The sequence below is a fragment of the Streptomyces albipurpureus genome (assembly GCF_023701525.1).
Lineage (GTDB): Bacteria > Actinomycetota > Actinomycetes > Streptomycetales > Streptomycetaceae > Streptomyces > Streptomyces albipurpureus.
The window spans coordinates 149,723-168,649 of record NZ_JAMQAW010000030.1; the positions used below are offsets into that span (position 1 = coordinate 149,723).

An 18,927-nucleotide genomic window follows, 5' to 3' on the forward strand; every position below is an offset into this window, starting at 1 on the left:
TGACTCTGCGTCAGTGTCCAATCACAGTAGCGACAGAGACCTATCGACATATTTATAGTTATCCGATCCGGAGGCGTCGTCGGTCGAGAGGGGCGGCTCGACATGGATCTAGCCTTGTTGCGCACATTCGTCACGGTGCACCGCGCCGGCTCCTTCACCCGTGCAGCAGCGCTGCTCGGTCTCTCCCAGCCTGCGGTGACCGGGCAGATCCGCACCCTGGAGCGGCAGCTGGGCCGCCCGCTCTTCCTACGGCAGGCCCGCGGTGTCACGCCGACCACCATCGGTGATGAACTCGCCCACCGGGCGGCACCCCATCTGGACGCCCTGGTGGAGATCGCCGAAGCCGGACTTGAGGAGCAGACGGGCATACGCACCCTCCATCTGGCCGGCCTCCCGGAGTTCACCTCCTTACGCGCTCTGCCCGCCCTCACTCCACTGATCTCCCAAGGCCTAGCGCTGAGGGCTTCTTTCGGAAACGCCGAGGAGACCCTGGAAGGACTGGCCGCCGGCCATCACGATCTGGCCATCACCACGGCCAGGCCCCGGGGCGGTCTGCTCACCGCGACTCCGCTCTGTGATGAGGAGCATGTGCTGGTGGCGTCCCCGCGCTGGGCGGCCCGGCTCGGACCCAGCGTGCTACGCGACGGTCATGTGGTGCTGGAGCAGCTGCCTGTGGTGGAGGTCCATGAATCCCTTCCGCTGGTCTCGCGCTACTGGTCCGCGATCTTCGACTCCCGCCCTGCCGCCGCGGGTACGGTCATCGCGCCCGATCTACGAGCCGTCCTGGAGAGCGCGGCTGCGGGGGCCGGTCTCGCCGTGCTGCCGCGCTATCTGTGTGCGGAGGCCCTGGAAGGTGGCCGTCTGGTGGCACTCCTCGATCCTCCGGTTCCTCCCCTTCGCACCTACTTCCTCGTGGTGCGCACGGGAACAATGGCCCTCCCCCACATCGCTCGGGCGCATGAGTGGTTGCTGCGGGCCGCGGTCGGCTGGTGACCGATGAGGCTCCGGGAGTTTCAGAAGCACTGGCACGGGCCATTTTCTAGCCATGACCGAACGTCCTGTGGTCAAGCGCACCGCACGCGCCATCCTGCTCGATGGCGACGATCTCCTTCTGATCAAGCGCACCAAGCCAGGAGTCGATCCGTACTGGCTGACGCCGGGCGGTGGAGTCGAGCCCACGGACACCACCGTGATCGCCGCACTCCATCGTGAGCTCGACGAAGAGCTGGGCGCCAAGATCACCGATGTGGTGCCTTGCTTCGTCGACACCGTGGAGCACATCGCGGGCGGTGGGGTGACCGGGGTGAAGGTGCAGCACTTCTTCGTCTGCCGACTGGATTCCATGGACCTGTCGCGACGGCACGGCCCGGAGATCGAGGAACCCTGCGGGGAGTACGAGATCGTACGGGTGCCCTTCAGCCGGATGGGAATCGCCGCGGTCCATCTCGTACCGCTGTCGCTACGGCACTACCTGGACGGCAATATCGAGGGCGTACGCGCGCTGCACGCTCATGACCTGGGCTGATCGCATACAGCACCGCTGATCGCATATGGAGCACCGCTGAATCTCGCCGCCGACTCAGCTGGGCCGATCGGGTGCTCTCACCCTCCAGCCGCTGCTGTGCGCATACGGACCTTCGCCCGCTGCTCCGGTCCCACCCGGTCCTTCTCCGTGGAGTCCGCGGTGAACACTGAGCTCTTGGTTGTGGGGGTTATCGCCCCGCCATGACCAGATCCTCGAAGGAGTCATGGCGGATGCGGTCTTGGGGGATGCCGATGCCGCGCAGAGCATCCACACCACTGCGGATCATCCCGGGGGGACCCGAGAGATAGCCGTCGTACTCGTCCCAGGGGCCAAACGCCCGCACGGCATGGGGAAAGTGCGCCCGATCGTCAACGACAGGGCGAACGGAAAGCCATGGGTGTGTGTTCTGGAGACGCAGCATGGTGTCGATGTCATAGAGATCGAAATCGGAGCGCGCCCCGTAGAACACCTCGACCGGGCGGCGGGTGCCGTGTTGGGCGACATCCTCGACCAGCGCCTTGATGGGGGCGATACCCGTGCCGCCACCGAGACAGAGCAGACCGTTGTCGGTGCTGTGATCAACGATCATCGAGCCCGCCGGGGGACCGAGGCGCAGGGTGTCGCCGGGGCGGGCATGGCGGACCAGGGCGCCTGAGACCCAGCCCGCGGGAACCGCCTTGACATGGAACGAAAGCAGCCCATCCGGCCGAGGCGCCCCGGCGAAGGAGTACTGCCGCCAAACCCGGGGCCACCAGGGCGTCTCCAGACTGGTGTACTGGCCTGCGACAAAGGGGTACGGCTGGTCGGGGCGGACAGTGACGATCGCTATGTCGGGGGTGCGTAGATCGTGGGAGACCACCTCGGCATGCCACCAGGCAGGTGCCTGCACCTCGTTCTCGGCGGCCGCGTCGATCATGATCTGCGAGATTCTGCTGTAGATACGGACCCACGCGGCCTCGGTTTCCGTGTTCCAACTCAGCGTGGCGTATCGGGCCAGCGCGCCGAGGAGGGCCTCACCCACGGCGGGGTAGTGCTCGGCCCGGGTCCCGTACTTGCGGTGCCCTCGCCCCAGTTGCTGAAGGTACTCGGTGAGGACGGCTGGATTGTCCATATGGTCAGCGGCTGTGAGCAGGGCTTTCAACAGCCGGTCCCGCTGGGTGTCCATGGCGACCGGGAAAAGGGGTCGCAGCTCTGGATGCCCGATGAAGAGCAGGGCGTAGAAGTACGAGGTGACACGGTCTGCCACCGGTGCGATCTCGGCCAGGGTGCGGCGGACGAGCACGGCGTCGGGGGAGGCATCGGTCGTCGGGGTTGCCGCCGCGGTCGGCTTCGCCAGTCCGCTGCCCGGATCGGGCGCCGCGACCGAAGGTTGCGGTCGCTGGCCGGTGAGTTGGAGTCGGGTGGGGGTACCCGGCGGGTTGAGGGCCTCGCGTGGCCAAGGGAGGACGTCCCCCTCCACGGCGCCTGACCCCGGGATGGTTGGCGGCTCTGGGTGTTCCCGCTCCCCGGCCACCGGGTCACCGCTCACGCCAGGGTCCGGTTGCCTGGAAGAACCATCGGGGTCCGGCTGCCGGAGCTCGGAGGGCTCCAACCGGTCCCCGCCGTCGTCGTCGGGTTGCCGCTGAGCGGATATGTCTGCGCCGCAGCTGTCGGCACCTGATCTGCCGGCCGACGCGGTCATCGGAGCGTCCATTGTCTGCCTCGCCTTGAACATGTCTCGGTCGGTCTCCGCACTTCCATCTGCTCGGAACGTGCCTCACTTCACCGCTCCTGCCCCAGGACTGCTGTCAGCCACCCACTTCGGCATGACCCGTCACCTCTGTAGTCGTATCATTACAGGGAGTGTGCTTAAGTTGGCTGAAAGCGCAGAAACTTCCGGCACTTGGAACCGCCGACCATTAAGCTGCGGCGCCGCCCCTCGGGAGGAGCCGACAGCAGGCCTTCTACGCCCAGGCTCGTACGACCGATTACTCCCAGCGTGAGACGCGCAAAGGCATCGACGCCCGACACGGTGTTTCACGTGAAACCACTGAAACGTCCAACCCGCAGAGCCGTCCTTGTCCTCCATGTCTCCGCTGCCTCCTGTTGGCTCGGGCTCACACTCGGCCTCCTCGCCCTGGCCCTGGCTGCCATCACCACCGAGTCCACCGTTATCACCAAGTCCAGCATCCGCTCAATGAAGGTCTTCACTGACTGGCTGGTTCTGCCCCTGGCGCTACTGACCCTGGCAAGCGGTCTCGTTCTGGCCCTGGGCACCGCGTGGGGGCTCCTACGGCATCGCTGGGTCCTCACCAAGTTCTGCCTCACGATGGCCACCACGGCAGCCTCGGTGTTCGCTCTGCGCCCAGGAGTCAACGATGCGGCCACGGCCATCTCCTTCGGAGACCCACTGGCCGACTCAGCCGATCTGGTGACGGGCCCGATCGTGTCCTTCAGCGCCTATCTCTTCATGACGGTGATTTCGGTAGTGAAGCCCTGGGGGCTGACCCGGCGAGGGCGGAGAATGCGGAAGTCGGGTACTTCCCGGAAAGCACTAGACGAACGATCACCGCGTCAGACAGCCTGATCCTCATGCCGACATCACTCCCTGACCCCCTGCCCATTCGCCGCCTCACCAGGGACGATCTCGTCCTCTGTGCGGATCTCTCAGAAGATCGAGGATGGCCACGCGATGAACACAGGTGGGGTTTGCTCCTCACCGCGGGAACGGCATACGGCGTTGATGACCCATCGGGCAAGGGCCTGGTCTGTAGTGGTGTGGTGATGTCTTACGGCCGTGATCTGGCAGCGATCGGGGTGATGCTGGTAGCGGAACGCTATGCCCGGCAGGGCGTTGGCCGACGCTTTATGCAGTACATGATCAAGGAGACCAGCGGCACACCGCTCACCCTGCACGCCACCTCACAGGGAGAACCGCTCTATGAGCAACTGGGCTTCCGTGCGGTCGGCCGCGTTGAAATGCTTCGTGGACCCTTCCGGCTCCCCGCTGAGGGGGCGGCCACGCCGGCGACGACCATCACCCGTCCGGCGACGGCCGAGGATCTGTCCGCCATCGTCCGACTGGACGGCGAGGTCTTCGGCCTGGACCGCACCCATATGATCGCGCGGCTGCCGGCCTTCGCCGATCAGCTTCGGGTAGCCGAGGAGAACGGTGTACTCACCGGCTATGCCGCGGCGTGGCCCAGTATGAACACCCATGTCATCGGCCCGCTGATCGCCCGAGACACCCAGACCGCGCAGGCACTGATCACCTCGCTGGCCTCGGCGACGGACCGGCCGTTTCGGGCAGATATTGACATGCGTCATAAGGAACTGCTGACCTGGCTCAAGGAACACGGTCTGGAGACGGCCTCTTTCAACACCGTGATGACCCAAGGCATCGATGCGCTCCCCGGCGACTGGACGCGACGCTTCGCTCCGCTGTCGGTTGCAACCGGCTAGCCGCCAACTCCCCTTGCCATAAGGGCTCTTCGGTGATGACCCGCGCGAAGCCGATGATTGCGGGCGCGGTATATTGCGGCCCCCACCTTCCCTGCTCCTGAGCATCGAACGCTTGGCGGTATCCACCAAGGGGGGCCTGGGCATGGAGGAGGAAGACCAATGGCCGAGACCAATCCCGCCCATGCGTTGCTCGCCCAGGGATGGTCCGTGTTCTCCTTGCTTCACGGAAGAATCGAAGCCGACATCGAACGTGCCCTGGAGAGGGAACACGGGCTGAGCGTGCGGGAGTTCTCCCTCCTCGAAGTCCTGAGCCGCCAGCACGGCGACGACAGTGGACACCTTCAGATGAAGCAGGTCGCCGAAGCGGTCATCCTGAGCCAGAGCGCCACGACCCGCCTTGTCACCCGGCTTGAGGGCCGTGGGCTGCTCAGGCGCTATCTCTGTGACACCGATCGTCGCGGTATCTACACCAATGTGACCGATGCCGGTCTGGCCCTACTGGCCAGAGCCCGCCCCACACATGACACCGCCCTGCGCACCGCACTGGATACAGCCGCCCTAGACCCCACGCTCGTCCCTCTGGTTCGGACCGTCGAGGAACTGAAAGTGCCGGCGTAGTCTGCGCATCATGAGTGATCTGGAGATACGGTCGGCCACCCCAGCTGACCTACCCGCAATCGTGGCCATGCTCGCTGATGATCCCCTGGGCGCCACCCGGGAGTCCCCGGATGACCTCACCCCGTACAGGGACGCCCTGGACCAACTGGTCAACGACCCTCGTCATCAGCAACTGGTCGCCGTCCGCGGAGAACGGGTGGTGGGCACGCTTCAGCTCACCATCGTCCCCGGGCTCTCCCGACGCGGTGCGACCCGTTCGCAGATTGAGGGCGTGCGCGTGGATGCCGCCGAGCGGGGCAGTGGCCTCGGCGGACAGTTGATCGAGTGGGCGATTGAGGAATCCCGCCGACAGAACTGCCAACTGGTACAGCTGACTTCGGATGCCTCACGTTCGGACGCCCACCGTTTCTATGAACGACTGGGTTTCAGCGCCTCCCATACCGGTTTCAAGTTGCCCCTCTGACCCGGGAGTCCGTGTGCGTCATATCAGTGATGAACAGCGCCGAATTCGGCTAGGACAACGCCATCGCCTGGCCCCTTCGGTACGAGCCGACACTCCGGTGGACATTGCCGATTCGGTTGTTGCGCTCCATGCGACAGACGCTGCGACGGTCTTTCTCTCCCTGGGAGCCCGCCTCAAGGAGCCGGGCGTCGACATCGTGGAGCGAGCTCTCTACGAGGACGTGGGCCTTGTACGCATGCTCTCCATGCGGCGCACCGTATTCGCCGTCTCCACGGGCATCGCTCCCTATGTCGATGCGTCCACCGCCCGTGCCATCGCCGCCAAGGAACGCGCGACCCTGCTTCGCCATCTAGAGGAGGACGGCCAGGGACTGGATGAGCGCTGGCTTGCCGAAGCAGAGACATCGGTGCTCGCCGTTCTGGCCCAGCGGGGCTCAGCAACCGGTGTCCAGCTGTCAGCGGATGTTCCGGCGCTGAAGACAAAGATCACCATCTTCCGAGGTACCCGGCAAGAGACGGTGCAGGGCGTGGCGACGCGCGTCATCCGGGTACTAGCCGCCCATGGGCGTATCCGCAGGGACCGGCCGCGTGGGTCCTGGACCTCCAGTCAGTTCCGCTGGTCGGCGGGTGAGCCCTGGCCGCCGATGCCGGCTACTCAGGCCCAAGCGGAGTTGGCCCGCCGCTGGCTGCTCGCCTATGGGCCGGCCACCGAGGCAGACCTGAAGTGGTGGACCGGCTGGACTCTTGGCGATGTGCGCAAGGCACTCATCGCGGTCGGCGCTGAAGAGGTCCGCCTCGACTCGGGGACCGGCTACACCGCCCCTGGTGACCAGGAGCCCGAGCCGGAGTCGGAGCCTTGGGCCGCCCTCTTGCCCGGTCTTGACCCCAGCGCGATGGGCTGGGCCGATCGCGGTTTTCATCTCGACTCGGACCATCGGGCGGCGATCTTCGACAGAGCCGGCAATATCGGTCCTTCGGTGTGGTGGAACGGGCAGATCGTGGGCGGCTGGGCCCAGCGCCAGGATGGCGAGATCGTCTGGCGCCTACTGAGCGACCCCGGCAGCGAAGCCACGGCGGCTCTTGAAGTCGAGGCAGCCCGTTTGTCGGAGTGGGTTGGCGAGACCCGCATCACGCCCCGCTTTCGAACTCCCTTGGAACGAGAGCTGACCGCATAGCCGGCTTGGTCGCCTAGAGGCGGAGAGTAGCGGGGGGACCGAGGCGGATGAGTGTGCTGAGGCGGTCCACGCGCGCTGAGGCGGTCCCTACGTTTCACGTGAAACATCGTCTCGACTCGACTCCGTCGTCTTCACTCGGAAAGCCCGCGCCATCCCTCCTCGTCAACACCGCCGGGGACTCCTGCCTCCGGTTCATAGGGCTCGCGGGTAAAGACAAAAGAGCCCAGATCAAGATGGCGAACCGAGCCATCCCGGTGACGCACCACTCGGAGCGTTTCTCCCGCGTAGTAGCCGTTCTCGCCCATCCACGTACCGTCTGGCTCGGCGGTAAAGCGGGATCGGCGGCCAGGGCCAGCAAGCGGGGCAAGCGACAGGACACGGCCCGGGAGTAGACGCAGCCCAAAGGCGTATGTCCCCCAGTACCAAGGACCTGTGAGCTCCACGAGGTCTCGGTCGACCTCCTGAAGTGGGCGCCAGGGCTCGGGGATACGCGGCTCGGCCTCAGCGACGATCCGTACCAGCTCGGTGGCTACCACGCTAGGGAGAGGGCCCGAAGTGGCGTTGGCCAGCACGCTGGCCGCAATTCCATCCTCCACCCCCACCCACAAGCCGGCGACAAAGCCGGGTAGCGAGCCCCCATGACCGACCAGAGTGCGTCCATCCCTGCGAATGATCTGTAGCCCCAGGCCATAGGTGCTGTCCCACTCCCCCGCCTCGGCGGGCACGGACGGAGTGCACATCTCCCGAACGGACGCCGCGTTCAGCACTCGTTCATCGCCCTCGGTGAAGAGTGCCGCGAACCGGCAGAGGTCCCCGGCGGTCGACCAGAGTTGCCCAGCCGGGGCCATGAGCCCAAGGTCCTCGACGGGTTCGGGGAGAAGCACATCGGCCCAGGGGTGGACAGCCCAGCCTTCGGCACAGGGAGCCTGGGGCTCCAGGCTCGTACGAGTCATGGCCAGCGGTTCCAGGATCTCCCGCCGGAAAACATCTCCCCAGGGCGCGTCCCGTACGGCTTCGATCAGTGCCCCAAGGACCGTGTAGCCGGGGTTCGAGTAGTGGAAGCGACGGCCGGCTGGGTGCTTGTGTGGCTTGCCACCGAGGACATCGGGGAGTGTCGGACGCAGGGAGGCGGAGGAACGCTCCCACCAGGGCGAGGGAGTCTCGGCACTCAAACCGGCGCTATGGCACAGCAGTTGGGCGATCGTCGCCTTCCCCGCATCGGTTCCCGGGAGGTACTGGTCCAGCGGGTCTTGGAGATCAAGCAGACCCTCGTCACGCAGTCTCATCACCAGGACAGCCGTAAAGGTCTTGGTGATCGAGCCAATGCGGTACTGAACGTCGACTCCCGGCCCACCGCCCTCCGGGGAAGGGCGGACAGCCGTCCAGACCGGCTCTCCATCTCGTGCCACGGCAGCGGTGAGCGACGGAGCACGGCCTTCCGACTGTGCCCTGGCGATGCGTTGGAAGAGTGCTCGCTCAGTGGCCGGGAGAAACGCTCTCAGAGGTGAGGTCATAGCGCAGGTCTACCGTTGTTGATCGGCTGGAGTCGACCTCGCTACGGGCCATCTCGGGGTCCGCACGGTGCGCTTTCATCAGCGGAAAGATGGCCGTGCGCCGTTCTCCCGCTGACGCGGTAAAGGAACTCCTGGCCCTCACCGGCCTCTGGCCGACTCCCTCTCGCCGCGTCTCAGGAACCAGCTTCAGTACCCGAAGCGGTCAGCGAGCTGATGACCCGCCCGAGCTCACCCTGCTCGTCGTCCGGAAGCCATCGGGCGGCATGCACCATCTGGAGCGCCGTCACCAACCGCACTCGATCCTCATCCGTACCGAGGTCCCCCAGATAGACGGGGAGCACCAATCCGAGAGCCTTGAGGTCAGCGCGGCTGCAGAACCGGGCGATCAGATCCTTCAGGAGATCGCCGCCAGGGCGAGGCGCAGTGCTGCCGGTCGACCGTAGGCCCTCGGCTATGCCACACCGTAGCCAGTCGGCGTACTGCCCTTGCCCCACGGTGTGCAGGTGCTCGGCGGCCAGGAGGAAGTGTTCATGTGCCCGGTCGAGCTGTCCGAGGTCCCTCTGCGCGTGGGCGATGTTCAGATGGAGCGAGGGATAGAAGGCGCCCACCCGCTCGTCCGCCACCAGGTCCGCTCGACGAAGGCACTCATGGTTCCACTGGAGAGTCTTCGCAGGCGTTGGCTGATGCCGAGCCAGATAGTGCGCGGCGACACAGGCTTCATAGTCGTCGGTGGCCATCTCCCAGGCCTGTTGGAAGAGGTCGTTCGCGTCGGCCTGCCTGGTCTCCGCTTCGGCCTGCATTCCTTTGACACATAGCTGGATCACTGGGTTGTCGGGGTTCATGGCCCGGTCACCTTCCTTCTTCTCCAAGCCCAGGCCCACGGCCGCGACAGCGCCCGCGCCTGGCTCTCCACGGTGGATGAGGCTCAGCCGTCCGCTGCGTTGTTCTGGACCGGCATGACCAATGTGGTGAAACTTCCCTGGTCAGCGGAGCGAACGACGACCGGTTCCGTGGGGGAGGAGATCTCCAGCAGCACATCGGGCCCCACGCTGGCATCGAGCGCCGGCAGGAGCACCTCCCGATCGAAGGCGATACACAGCGACGGCCCCGTGCAGAGGGCCCGCAGCGCGGCCTCGGTCGAACCCCGCTGGGAGACCAGGAGCCGCTGCTCATCGGTGTGCAGGATGATGGGACCAGCGGATGAACCCAGCGCGAGGGCCCCAGGGAGTGCCTCGCGGAGTGCCTCGCGGCCAATGATCACCCGGCTCTTCGCGGTGGCGAGCGCGTCCAGGACCACTCGGTAGGCGGGGAACGTCTCATCGACGGCCCGCAGCGCCCGATCGGTGTCATCGCCGCGGATCCGCACATCCCGTCCATCGATCTCAACGCTGACGAACGGCAGGCCCAGCGCCCACGACGCAATGCCCTTCAGCTCCACGGCGTCGACCAGTACCTGGCAGGGTCCACCCTCGGTGGAAGCCGGGCGCAGTACCCGTACGGCCAGTCGATAGCGGTCGGTGGCCACCAGGCGGACCTCCTGGCCATCGAGCTCGATCAGTACGCAGCCGAGTGCGGGAAACTCCTCCCGTACTCCAGGAAGGGCTACCGCCGACGCCACCTGGCGCACCGCACTGGATAGTTCCGCACCGCCGATGAGCGCCGTGGCCCGCGGTGCTCCATCCGACAGATCGCCGAGGATGTCCTCAATCGCCGCCTGGGCCGCTGCCGCCATGTCGCGCGTTCTGCGCGCATGGCCTTCCAGAACCGCGCGGGCTTCCTTCCGCGTACCGTCCAGAACCACCGAGGCATCGATCAGCGGGAGCCCGGCCGCCCGCAACCGCCGTACCAGAACGGCACGGGGCTGTTGGGCGGGGCGGTAGTAGCGATAGCCGGTTGCCTCGTCGACCGAAGCGGGCCGTAGAACACCGCAGTCGTCATAGAACCGCAGAGCACTGGGCGCCAACCCCACCCGTCGGGCGAAGGCGCCGATGCTCATGAGTGCCTCGGTGTCGTCCATGACCGCGATTGTCGACGTTCAACCAACATGAAGGTCAAAGCGGCCAACAGGTCCTGCTCACCAGCAGCACTTCACTGGCGGCAGCTCACCTCTGGTGCACGGCAGTGGGCGCATCTGCGGCAACCCGCCGTTCCGCCACGCCTCTCTCGCATCTTCACGGCATGGGGGTGAAGCCCGCTGACTGGTCGACTGCGCGCTCGCGCAGTACGTACCCGAGGTCCGTCCGGGACACCGCCTTCCGCGAGGACGCCTCCAAGATCCGCACTTCGACGCTGTGGGACGGTCTCAGGCGTATCGCTCGACAAGCGCGTTGCCGATCGAGGCCAGGTGGTCTCGCACACCCGGAGGGCCAGTCACTTCGACCCATTCGACCAGCCCGGCGAGCTCGCCGGCGAGCATGTACTCGTTGTGGCCGCGGATCACGACCTCGATGCGGCCGTCGGTCGCGGAACCTCCCACCTGGAGCCGAGCGCCGAGCGCCATCCGGAGCACGCCTATCCCGTGGGGCGCGCATACCGCCTGGATTTGGAGGGGTGTTCGCTTGCGGTCGACCTCATCGGCGATCTCGCGCCAGCTCTCGGCGAGGTCGAAGCCCTCGGGTCGGTGCACGGGATCGTCGGTCGGGTCGGCGGACGAGACGCGGTCGATCCGGAAGGTCCGCCGACCGGCCTCGGTGTCGGAGACGAGGTACCACGACGGACCTTTGGCGACGATGCCCAGCGGGTGGACCGTTCTCTCGGTTTCGGCGCCGTTGCCGTCGACGTAGCCGAGCCGCACCTGGACGCCGCGGATCACCGCGTCTTGGAGTTCGTCGAGAAAGCGAGGTGGTCGGTGCTCGATCCGAGTCGACCCCCATCGTTGCGGGTCCATGACCAACGACGACGCTGCCGCCTCGGCCTGCACCCGGAAGGGCTCCGGCAGGGCTTGGACGAGCTTGCGCAGGGCTGCTTTGACGGCCGGCGTCGCAGCCGAGGCCGGGCCGGCAACCAGGAACAGGGCGCGGGCCTCGCTCGCGGTCAATCCGGACAGGTCGGTGCGGGCGCCGCCCACGAGGCGCCAGCCGCCACCTCGGCCCTGCAGGGAGTACACGGGCACCCCGGCCATGGCCAGGGCGTCGAGATCGCGGCGGGCGGTGCGCTCGGAGATCTCCAGCTCTCGGGCGACCTCTGCTGCTGTGACCTGCTCGCGCCGTTGCAGCATGAGGAGGATGGCCACCAGCCGGTCGGTTCGCATGCCGACGACACTTTCACATAAAACCGGTCACGAGGTGACCGGTTTAGGTCGGCAAGATGGCGACATGACCTCACCGACGAGTCCCACTGCCCACGACCGCATCGGCCCTCGGCCTGTCAGGGGTGGGCCGACGCTGCCTTCGGGAACCCTCGTCGCTGAGTCCGATCACTCCGAAAAGATAGCGAGGAAATGCAATGTTCGATCCAGCCGATTTTCCCAAGCCCACCAATATTTCAGTCAACGGTGTGGAGCTTGAAGTCTTTGAAGCAGGTCGACAGAACGCGGGGAAACCCATTGTGCTCTGTCATGGCTGGCCGGAGCATGCCTTTTCCTGGCGCCATCAGGTGCCCGCCCTCGCCGCAGCGGGCTACCATGTCATCGTTCCGAACCAGCGGGGTTATGGCAATTCATCCCGTCCGGCCGAAGTGACGGAATACGACATTGAACATCTGTCGGGTGATCTCGTCGCACTTCTCGATCACTACGGGTACGAGGATGCCACCTTTGTCGGTCATGACTGGGGTGCCATGGTCGTCTGGGGACTGACCCTGCTGCATCCGAACCGTGTGAACAAAGTGATCAACCTGAGCCTGCCCTACCAGGAGCGCGGAGAAAAGCCCTGGATCGAGTTCATGGAAGACTTCCTTGGCGGCGACTTCTATTTCGTCCACTTCAATCGGCAGCCAGGCGTCGCGGACGCCGTGTTCGAAGAGAACACCTTCCAGTTCCTTCGCAACATGTACCGGAAGAACGAGCCCCCCAGGGAGCCTCAGCCGGGTATGGCGCTGATAGATCTCGCCAGAGCGGAAACGCCACTCGGTGATCCCGTCATGAGCGACAGCGAACTGGCCGTTTTCGTCTCCGCCTTCGAATCGACCGGGTTCACGGGCAGTGTGAATTGGTACAGGAACCTTGACCGCAACTGGCGCTTGCTGGCGGACGTGGACCCGATCATCCAGCAGCCCACGCTCATGATCTATGGCGACCGGGATGTGATCCAGAGGTCCGAGAAACTGGCGGAGTTCGTGCCCCATGTGGAAGTGGTCAGTCTGGATTGCGGTCATTGGATCCAGCAAGAGAAGCCGGAAGAAACAAACCAGGTGATGACGAAATGGTTGGAACAGCAGGATGCCAACTAGTGTCTCGTGATCCGGTTCGTGTCGCCTGAAGCTCTTCGGGTCGTTGGGCGGTGTGGATCTCCCTTCGATCGGGGCCCGAGCAGCAGCAGCCACCGCCCGATCAACCACAGCCACCGGCCGTACGGCAAGCCGGGGGCGGACTCACGGGGGAACAGCGGCACAGCGAGGCAGCGGCCGAACCGCCAACTCCTCCGGTGCCCCGCCGGAGCATCTGACAGCGGTTAGGAAAACCCGAACGGGTCGGAGAGAAAAACCTCCGGCCCGTTCTTCGCAGGTACAGGCCAAAAACGTGGCTCCGGAATCGGATTGACCGACGGAACCGGCAACACCACATGCAATCGCAACCAAGGTGTCAGCGCTCTCCCGTGCGTGGAGGGGCCCTGCCCCTCACTCACCCCTACGCGTAAATACTCCGAGCTGCAGGTCTCACATCGGCTGTATAAATGTCGTCCATATGCAGCCGATGCGGAGATTATGAAGCGGGATGTGAGAACCCACAATCTATCTGTAGGATCTCGCCGCCCGTGTCATACGGAATCCCGCTGACCAGCAGCTTCATTTCTGTCTCCGTCGATGTCCACTCGCGTGTGTCTCACGTTGCGTGGCATTTCCTCACGCACGGCTTTGCCGGTCGGAGGGAACAGGCTGTGGGGTGCCCGTCATCCGCTCTTCGCCTGGGCCCATTCGAGAAGGGCCTCGATGGCGTCGAGGAGTTCGTCCGGGGTGCGGAGATCGCGATGTTCCTGCCGGACCTGGCTACTGGCCCACCCAAGATCAGTCTCAGATCGATGCCGTCTCCTCGGCGGAACGATGGGTCTGCGGCTGAGCCACCAAGCACGAGGACTACATGTGAGCTCAGATCGCGCACCGATGAGTTTCCCGCGCCGCGCCGGTCTGTACGCGTGAGACCGACTCACGAAAGGCTGGCGCCATGCGGAAACTGATCTACGGCATGAACCTGAGCCTGGACGGCTACATCGCCGCGCCTGGCGACAACATCGGCTGGAGCGTGCCGAGCGACGAGCTGTTCCAGTTCTGGTCCGACCAGTTGCAGGCGACCGACCTGACGCTGTACGGGCGCAAGCTGTGGCAGACGATGAGCTCCTACTGGCCGACCGGCGACCAGCAGCCCAACGCCACCCCGGCGGAGATCGAGTTCGCGCGCCGCTGGCGGGACATGTCGAAGGTGGTGTTCTCCTCGACGATCGACAAGGTCGACTGGAACACCCGCCTGGTCACCGGCGACGCGGTCGCCGAGATCACCCGGCTCAAGGCCGAGGACGGCGGCCCGATGGACATCGGCGGCGCGACGCTCGCCGGGGTGGCCATGCGGGCCGGGCTGATTGACGAGTACGTGCTGGCCACCGCGCCGGTCCTGGTGGGCGGCGGCACGCCGTTCTTCACCGGGCTGGACAACTGGGTGAACCTGAACCTGGTGGAGACGCGGACGTTTCCCGGTGGCCTGATCCTGACCAGGTACGAGACGAGGCGCTGAGCAGCGACACCCGCGCGCTGGTCTCACGGTGGTGTCGGATCCGACTTCAATCCGACATCGACCGTGGGATTCCGACACGAAACTTGAGACCCTCCAACTGCCGCATCACGTCTGGGCCATGTCCACAAAGCGAGAGTAGTGACCCTGAAAAGCCACCGTGATGGTCGCCGTCGGGCCGTTACGGTGCTTGGCGACGATCAGGTCCGCCTCACCCGCTCGTGGTGACTCCTTCTCGTACGCATCCTCGCGGTGCAGCAGGATGACCATGTCGGCGTCCTGCTCGATCGACCCCGATTCACGGAGGTCGGAGACCATCGGCTTCTTGTCGGTGCGCTGCTCAGGTCCACGGTTCAGCTGAGAGAGGGCGATCACCGGGACTTCCAGTTCCTTCGCCAGCAGCTTGAGGTTTCGCGACATGTCCGAGACCTCCTGCTGACGGCTCTCAGCCCGCTTGGAACCACCGGACTGCATGAGCTGAAGATAGTCGATGACGACCAGCTTGAGGTTGTTGCGCTGCTTCAACCGCCGGCACTTCGCTCTGATCTCCATCATGGAGAGGTTCGGCGAGTCATCGATGTACAGCGGTGCCTGGGACACATCCGGCATCCGACGGGCCAACCGGGTCCAGTCGTCGTCGGTCATCGTGCCGGACCGCATATGGTGCAACGCCACCCGAGCCTCGGCCGAGAGCAGGCGCATCGCGATCTCGTTCCGGCCCATTTCCAGCGAGAAGATCACGCTGGGCAGATTGTTCTTGATCGAGCACGCCCTGGCGAAGTCCAGCGCCAAGGTGGACTTACCCATGGCGGGACGGGCCGCGATGACGATCATCTGACCGGGGTGGAGTCCGTTGGTCAACGAATCGAAGTCGGTGAAGCCCGTGGGCACACCGGTCATCTCGCCGCTACGGGAGCCGATCGCCTCGATCTCGTCGAGCGCGCCCTCCATGATCTCGCCGAGGGGCAGATAGTCCTCACTGGTTCGCTGCTCAGTGACCGCGTAGATCTCGGCTTGGGCGGAGTTGACGATCTCATCGACGTCACCGTCCGCCGCGTACCCCATCTGTGTGATCTTGGTGCCAGCCTCGACCAGACGGCGCAGCACCGCCCGCTCATGGACGATCTCCGCGTAGTACGAGGCATTCGCCGCCGTGGGCACCGACTGCACCAGCGTGTGGAGGTACGGAGCACCGCCGACACGTGTGATCTCACCCCGCTTGACCAACTCCGCCGCCACGGTGATGGGGTCGGCAGGCTCACCCTTGGCATAGAGATCGAGGATGGCCGTGTAGACGGTCTCATGCGCCGGCCGGTAGAAGTCATGGCCTTTGATGATCTCTACGACATCGGCGATCGCGTCCTTGGAGAGAAGCATTCCGCCAAGAACGGACTGCTCGGCATCCAGGTCTTGCGGAGGAACTCGCTCAAACCCGGAGGCGCCGCCGCCCCAACTGCCACTGTCCTGGTCACGCTCATGCTGGTCCTCACGAGCGCCGCCACGGTGATCATTGCGGCGCTGGCGAGAGACGGGCAGACGGTCACCGGGGCCGCTGTCAGCCGCCCATGGGTCGTCCAAGGGCTCGGAAATGGTCAACCGGGCCACCTCCTCCCGTCCGCTGAGCGGACCTCGCCGTGCCCCCTCTTTCTACGGCACAGCACTGACAAATCGAGCGGCTCGGCTCCGCTTCCGGCGCGTCGAGCAACGGTCCACGGTAGGCCTCTCTCCACCGTCAGCCAATCTGGTTATCCACAGGCCATGTGGATGACTGACCAGATGCTGTGGAGAACTCCCTGGAACCTGTGCACGGACCGGGGGACAGCACTGTGGACAAAGTCGCACTTGGCTCGACGAAGCGCCTCTGATCTGCGGTTTCTCCATCCACTGGCTGTGGGGAAGAAAAACTTTTCCAACCGGGCCAAGATCAGAACAAACGGCGTACCGCGAAGCCGCCTTTCGGCGCTCAAGTAAGGATCTCAGCCCTATTGCAACTCTTACCTGTGGAAGATTACATTGGGGCCATGACACAGGCACCCTCGGCTCCGAAGACACTCCGGCGGCGCCACGATCGAGAGATCATCGCTCTCGCCCTCCCCGCCTTCGCAGCCCTCGTTGCCGAGCCGCTCTTTGTCATCGTCGATAGTGCGATCGTCGGCCATCTTGGAACACACCAACTCGCCGGGCTCGCCATCGCGGCATCCCTCCTGATGACCGCCGTGAGCATCTTCGTGTTCCTCGCCTATGCAACAACCGCAGCCGTCGCTCGACGCGTCGGCTCAGGCGATCTCGCTGCCGCGATCCGGCAGGGCATGGATGGGATCTGGCTAGCGACCTTCCTCGGCGCGGCCGTCGCCGCCGTGACGTTCCCCTTCGCTCCCCGGCTGGTCCGGCTTCTTGGTGCCTCCGATACCGCAGCGCCCTATGCGATCACCTATTTGCAGATCTCCAGCATCGGCATCCCCGCGATGTTGATCGTTTTTGCCGCTACCGGAGTCCTCCGCGGGCTCCAGGACACTCGGACCCCGCTGTATGTCGCCATAGGCGGCTTCACCGCCAACGCGGTTCTCAATGTTGTGCTGGTCTATGGCGCCGGCTTCGGTATCGCGGGCTCCGCCTGGGGCACTGTCATCGCCCAGTACGCCATGGCCGCCGCCTATCTGACCGTTGTCATACGCGGCGCCCGCCGGTACGGGGCCTCCCTACGCCCCGATGCCACCGGAATACGCGCCAGCGCCCAGGGTGGCGCACCCCTGCTGATCCGTACGCTCTCACTGCGTGCCGTCCTCATGATCGTCACCGCCGTTGCCGCCCGGCTCGGCGACACCGAGGTCGCTGCCCACCAGATCGTGCTCTCCCTCTGGAATCTGATGGCCTTCGCACTCGACGCAATCGCAATCGCTGGGCAGGCAATCATCGGCCGCTATCTAGGCGCCGGCAACGCCGAGGGAGCCCGACAGGCGTGCCGACGGATGGTTCAGTGGGGCGTGGCATCCGGCGTCGTGCTCGGGATACTGCTGGTAGCTCTGCGGCCACTCTTTGCGTCGCTCTTCACTGATGATCCATCTGTGCATGACGTCCTCTTCCCCGCCCTGCTGGTCATCGCGGTCTCTCAACCCATCGCAGGCGTGGTGTTCGTCCTGGACGGTGTACTGATGGGAGCAGGGGATGGCCCCTATCTCGCCTGGGCCATGCTGGCGACCCTGGCGGCCTTCGCTCCCATCGCTCTACTCGTTCCCGTACTCGGCGGGGGACTGACCATGCTCTGGTGGGCCATGACGCTGATGATGATCATCCGCATGGGGACACTCTGGCTGCGTATGCGCTCGGGACGCTGGATGGTGACCGGCGCGACCCGCTGAACCCCGATGGGTCAAGCTGGGGCCCATGACTGACCACCAAAGGCCCTTCTGCCAGTCGCCCCAGGATCTGACCACCAGGATCTGATCAGTGGGCGGGCGAGCTCTGTTTCACGTGAAACAGAGTGGGTGATCCGCGTACACCACACGAGAGAAGGGCCGCACCCGGTTGGGTACGGCCCTTCTGTGACTCAGTCTCTTACCGCACTCAGGCGGCGATGACCTCAACGCCGAGCTTCGCGGCAACCTCGGGGTGCAGACGCACAGACACCTGGTGCGAACCCAGGGTCTTGATCGGCGCACCGAGCTCAACACGACGCTTGTCGACCTCCGGGCCACCAGCGGACTTGATCGCCGTGGCGATGTCAGCCTGGGTCACGGAACCGAAGAGACGGCCGGCGTCGCCAGAGCGAACAACCAGACGCACCTTGACGGCCTCAAGCTTGGCCTTGACCTCATTGGCCTGCTCGATGGTCGCGATCTCGTGGATCTTGCGGGCGCGGCGGATCTGCGCCACGTCCTTCTCGCCACCCTTGGTCCAGCGGATCGCAAAACCGCGCGGGACCAGGTAGTTACGAGCGTATCCGTCCTTGACGTCGACGACATCGCCGGCGGCACCGAGGCCAGTGACCTCGTGGGTGAGGATGATCTTCATGATTCGGTCACCCTCCCTTAGCGCGCGGTGGACGTGTAGGGCAGCAGCGCCATCTCACGGCTGTTCTTCACGGCCGTGGCGACGTCACGCTGATGCTGCGTGCAGTTGCCGGTTACGCGGCGGGCACGGATCTTACCGCGGTCGGAAATGAACTTCCGCAGCATGTTCGTGTCCTTGTAGTCCACGTACACGGTCTTGTCCTTGCAGAATGCGCAGACCTTCTTCTTCGGCTTGCGCACAGGCGGCTTCGCCATGTGTATCTCCTGTGTGATCAAGAAGTGGGGGTACGAACTCCCCTAG

18 protein-coding genes are annotated in these 18,927 nt (G+C 65.1%); 10 read left to right on the forward strand and 8 right to left on the reverse strand.

The annotated features are described in order from the left end of the window. Positions 1-102 precede the first annotated feature (102 nt). Together NBG84_RS24730 and NBG84_RS24735 are read left to right on the forward strand one after the other, a co-directional pair. Positions 103-993 (forward strand): LysR family transcriptional regulator, encoded by an 891-nt coding sequence (locus NBG84_RS24730; RefSeq protein WP_250921781.1) that lies wholly within the window; start codon positions 103-105, stop codon positions 991-993. 52 nt (positions 994-1,045) lie between these two features. Then, positions 1,046-1,525, forward strand: coding sequence for an NUDIX domain-containing protein (locus tag NBG84_RS24735; protein WP_250921782.1), 480 nt, complete (start codon positions 1,046-1,048; stop codon positions 1,523-1,525). Positions 1,526-1,712: 187 nt separating this feature from the next. On the opposite strand, the gene NBG84_RS24740 is transcribed toward NBG84_RS24735, so the two are convergent. Then, positions 1,713-3,239 carry a globin domain-containing protein gene (locus NBG84_RS24740; protein ID WP_250921783.1) on the reverse strand — a complete coding sequence of 509 codons (1,527 nt, stop codon included), beginning with the start codon at positions 3,237-3,239 and terminating at the stop codon, positions 1,713-1,715. A gap of 306 nt (positions 3,240-3,545) precedes the next feature. Between NBG84_RS24740 and NBG84_RS24745 the strand changes: the two genes are divergently transcribed. The 5 genes from NBG84_RS24745 (at position 3,546) to NBG84_RS24765 (ending at position 7,221) form a co-directional block, all read left to right on the forward strand. Then, a complete protein-coding gene (locus NBG84_RS24745) occupies positions 3,546-4,091 on the forward strand; it encodes a DUF2269 domain-containing protein (protein WP_250921784.1) in 546 nt (181 codons plus the stop codon). A 5-nt stretch (positions 4,092-4,096) separates the two neighbouring features. Next, the gene (locus tag NBG84_RS24750; RefSeq protein WP_250921785.1) at positions 4,097-4,966 is read left to right on the forward strand and encodes a GNAT family N-acetyltransferase; all 870 of its coding nucleotides are present in this window, start codon (positions 4,097-4,099) and stop codon (positions 4,964-4,966) included. Between the two features lie 159 nt (positions 4,967-5,125). After that, positions 5,126-5,584, forward strand: a complete 459-nt coding sequence (locus NBG84_RS24755) for a MarR family winged helix-turn-helix transcriptional regulator (RefSeq protein WP_250921786.1) — start codon at positions 5,126-5,128, stop codon at positions 5,582-5,584. A gap of 10 nt (positions 5,585-5,594) precedes the next feature. After that, the gene (locus NBG84_RS24760; RefSeq protein ID WP_250921787.1) at positions 5,595-6,047 is read left to right on the forward strand and encodes a GNAT family N-acetyltransferase; all 453 of its coding nucleotides are present in this window, start codon (positions 5,595-5,597) and stop codon (positions 6,045-6,047) included. 13 nt (positions 6,048-6,060) lie between these two features. Further along, on the forward strand, positions 6,061-7,221 hold the full coding sequence (locus tag NBG84_RS24765) for a winged helix DNA-binding domain-containing protein (protein ID WP_250921788.1): 1,161 nt from the start codon (positions 6,061-6,063) through the stop codon (positions 7,219-7,221). 131 nt (positions 7,222-7,352) lie between these two features. Here the strand turns inward: NBG84_RS24765 and NBG84_RS24770 are convergent, their stop codons facing one another. The 4 genes from NBG84_RS24770 to NBG84_RS24785 all read right to left on the reverse strand — a co-directional run bounded on the left by NBG84_RS24770 (position 7,353) and on the right by NBG84_RS24785 (position 11,985). Then, complete coding sequence (locus NBG84_RS24770) at positions 7,353-8,735, reverse strand: serine hydrolase domain-containing protein (RefSeq protein ID WP_250921789.1); 1,383 nt, start codon at positions 8,733-8,735, stop codon at positions 7,353-7,355. Between the two features lie 173 nt (positions 8,736-8,908). Then, on the reverse strand, positions 8,909-9,577 hold the full coding sequence (locus tag NBG84_RS24775; RefSeq protein ID WP_250921790.1) for a hypothetical protein: 669 nt from the start codon (positions 9,575-9,577) through the stop codon (positions 8,909-8,911). An 83-nt stretch (positions 9,578-9,660) separates the two neighbouring features. Next, on the reverse strand, positions 9,661-10,752 hold the full coding sequence (locus tag NBG84_RS24780) for a DNA polymerase III subunit beta family protein (protein WP_250921791.1): 1,092 nt from the start codon (positions 10,750-10,752) through the stop codon (positions 9,661-9,663). A 285-nt stretch (positions 10,753-11,037) separates the two neighbouring features. Then, positions 11,038-11,985, reverse strand: a complete 948-nt coding sequence (locus NBG84_RS24785) for a helix-turn-helix transcriptional regulator (RefSeq protein ID WP_250921792.1) — start codon at positions 11,983-11,985, stop codon at positions 11,038-11,040. A 194-nt stretch (positions 11,986-12,179) separates the two neighbouring features. Between NBG84_RS24785 and NBG84_RS24790 the strand changes: the two genes are divergently transcribed. Together NBG84_RS24790 and NBG84_RS24795 are read left to right on the forward strand one after the other, a co-directional pair. Continuing rightward, positions 12,180-13,124, forward strand: coding sequence for an alpha/beta fold hydrolase (locus tag NBG84_RS24790; protein ID WP_250921793.1), 945 nt, complete (start codon positions 12,180-12,182; stop codon positions 13,122-13,124). Positions 13,125-14,055: 931 nt separating this feature from the next. Then, positions 14,056-14,619 (forward strand): dihydrofolate reductase family protein, encoded by a 564-nt coding sequence (locus NBG84_RS24795; RefSeq protein WP_250921794.1) that lies wholly within the window; start codon positions 14,056-14,058, stop codon positions 14,617-14,619. Between the two features lie 105 nt (positions 14,620-14,724). Here NBG84_RS24795 and dnaB read toward each other — a convergent pair whose 3' ends face one another. Then, the gene (gene dnaB / locus NBG84_RS24800; protein ID WP_250921795.1) at positions 14,725-16,212 is read right to left on the reverse strand and encodes a replicative DNA helicase; all 1,488 of its coding nucleotides are present in this window, start codon (positions 16,210-16,212) and stop codon (positions 14,725-14,727) included. Between the two features lie 425 nt (positions 16,213-16,637). Between dnaB and NBG84_RS24805 the strand changes: the two genes are divergently transcribed. Further along, on the forward strand, positions 16,638-17,975 hold the full coding sequence (locus tag NBG84_RS24805; RefSeq protein ID WP_250921796.1) for an MATE family efflux transporter: 1,338 nt from the start codon (positions 16,638-16,640) through the stop codon (positions 17,973-17,975). 205 nt (positions 17,976-18,180) lie between these two features. Here NBG84_RS24805 and rplI read toward each other — a convergent pair whose 3' ends face one another. Then, positions 18,181-18,627, reverse strand: a complete 447-nt coding sequence (gene rplI, locus NBG84_RS24810; RefSeq protein ID WP_250921797.1) for a 50S ribosomal protein L9 — start codon at positions 18,625-18,627, stop codon at positions 18,181-18,183. Between the two features lie 17 nt (positions 18,628-18,644). Next, positions 18,645-18,881, reverse strand: coding sequence for a 30S ribosomal protein S18 (gene rpsR, locus NBG84_RS24815; RefSeq protein WP_003956534.1), 237 nt, complete (start codon positions 18,879-18,881; stop codon positions 18,645-18,647). Positions 18,882-18,927 lie beyond the last annotated feature (46 nt).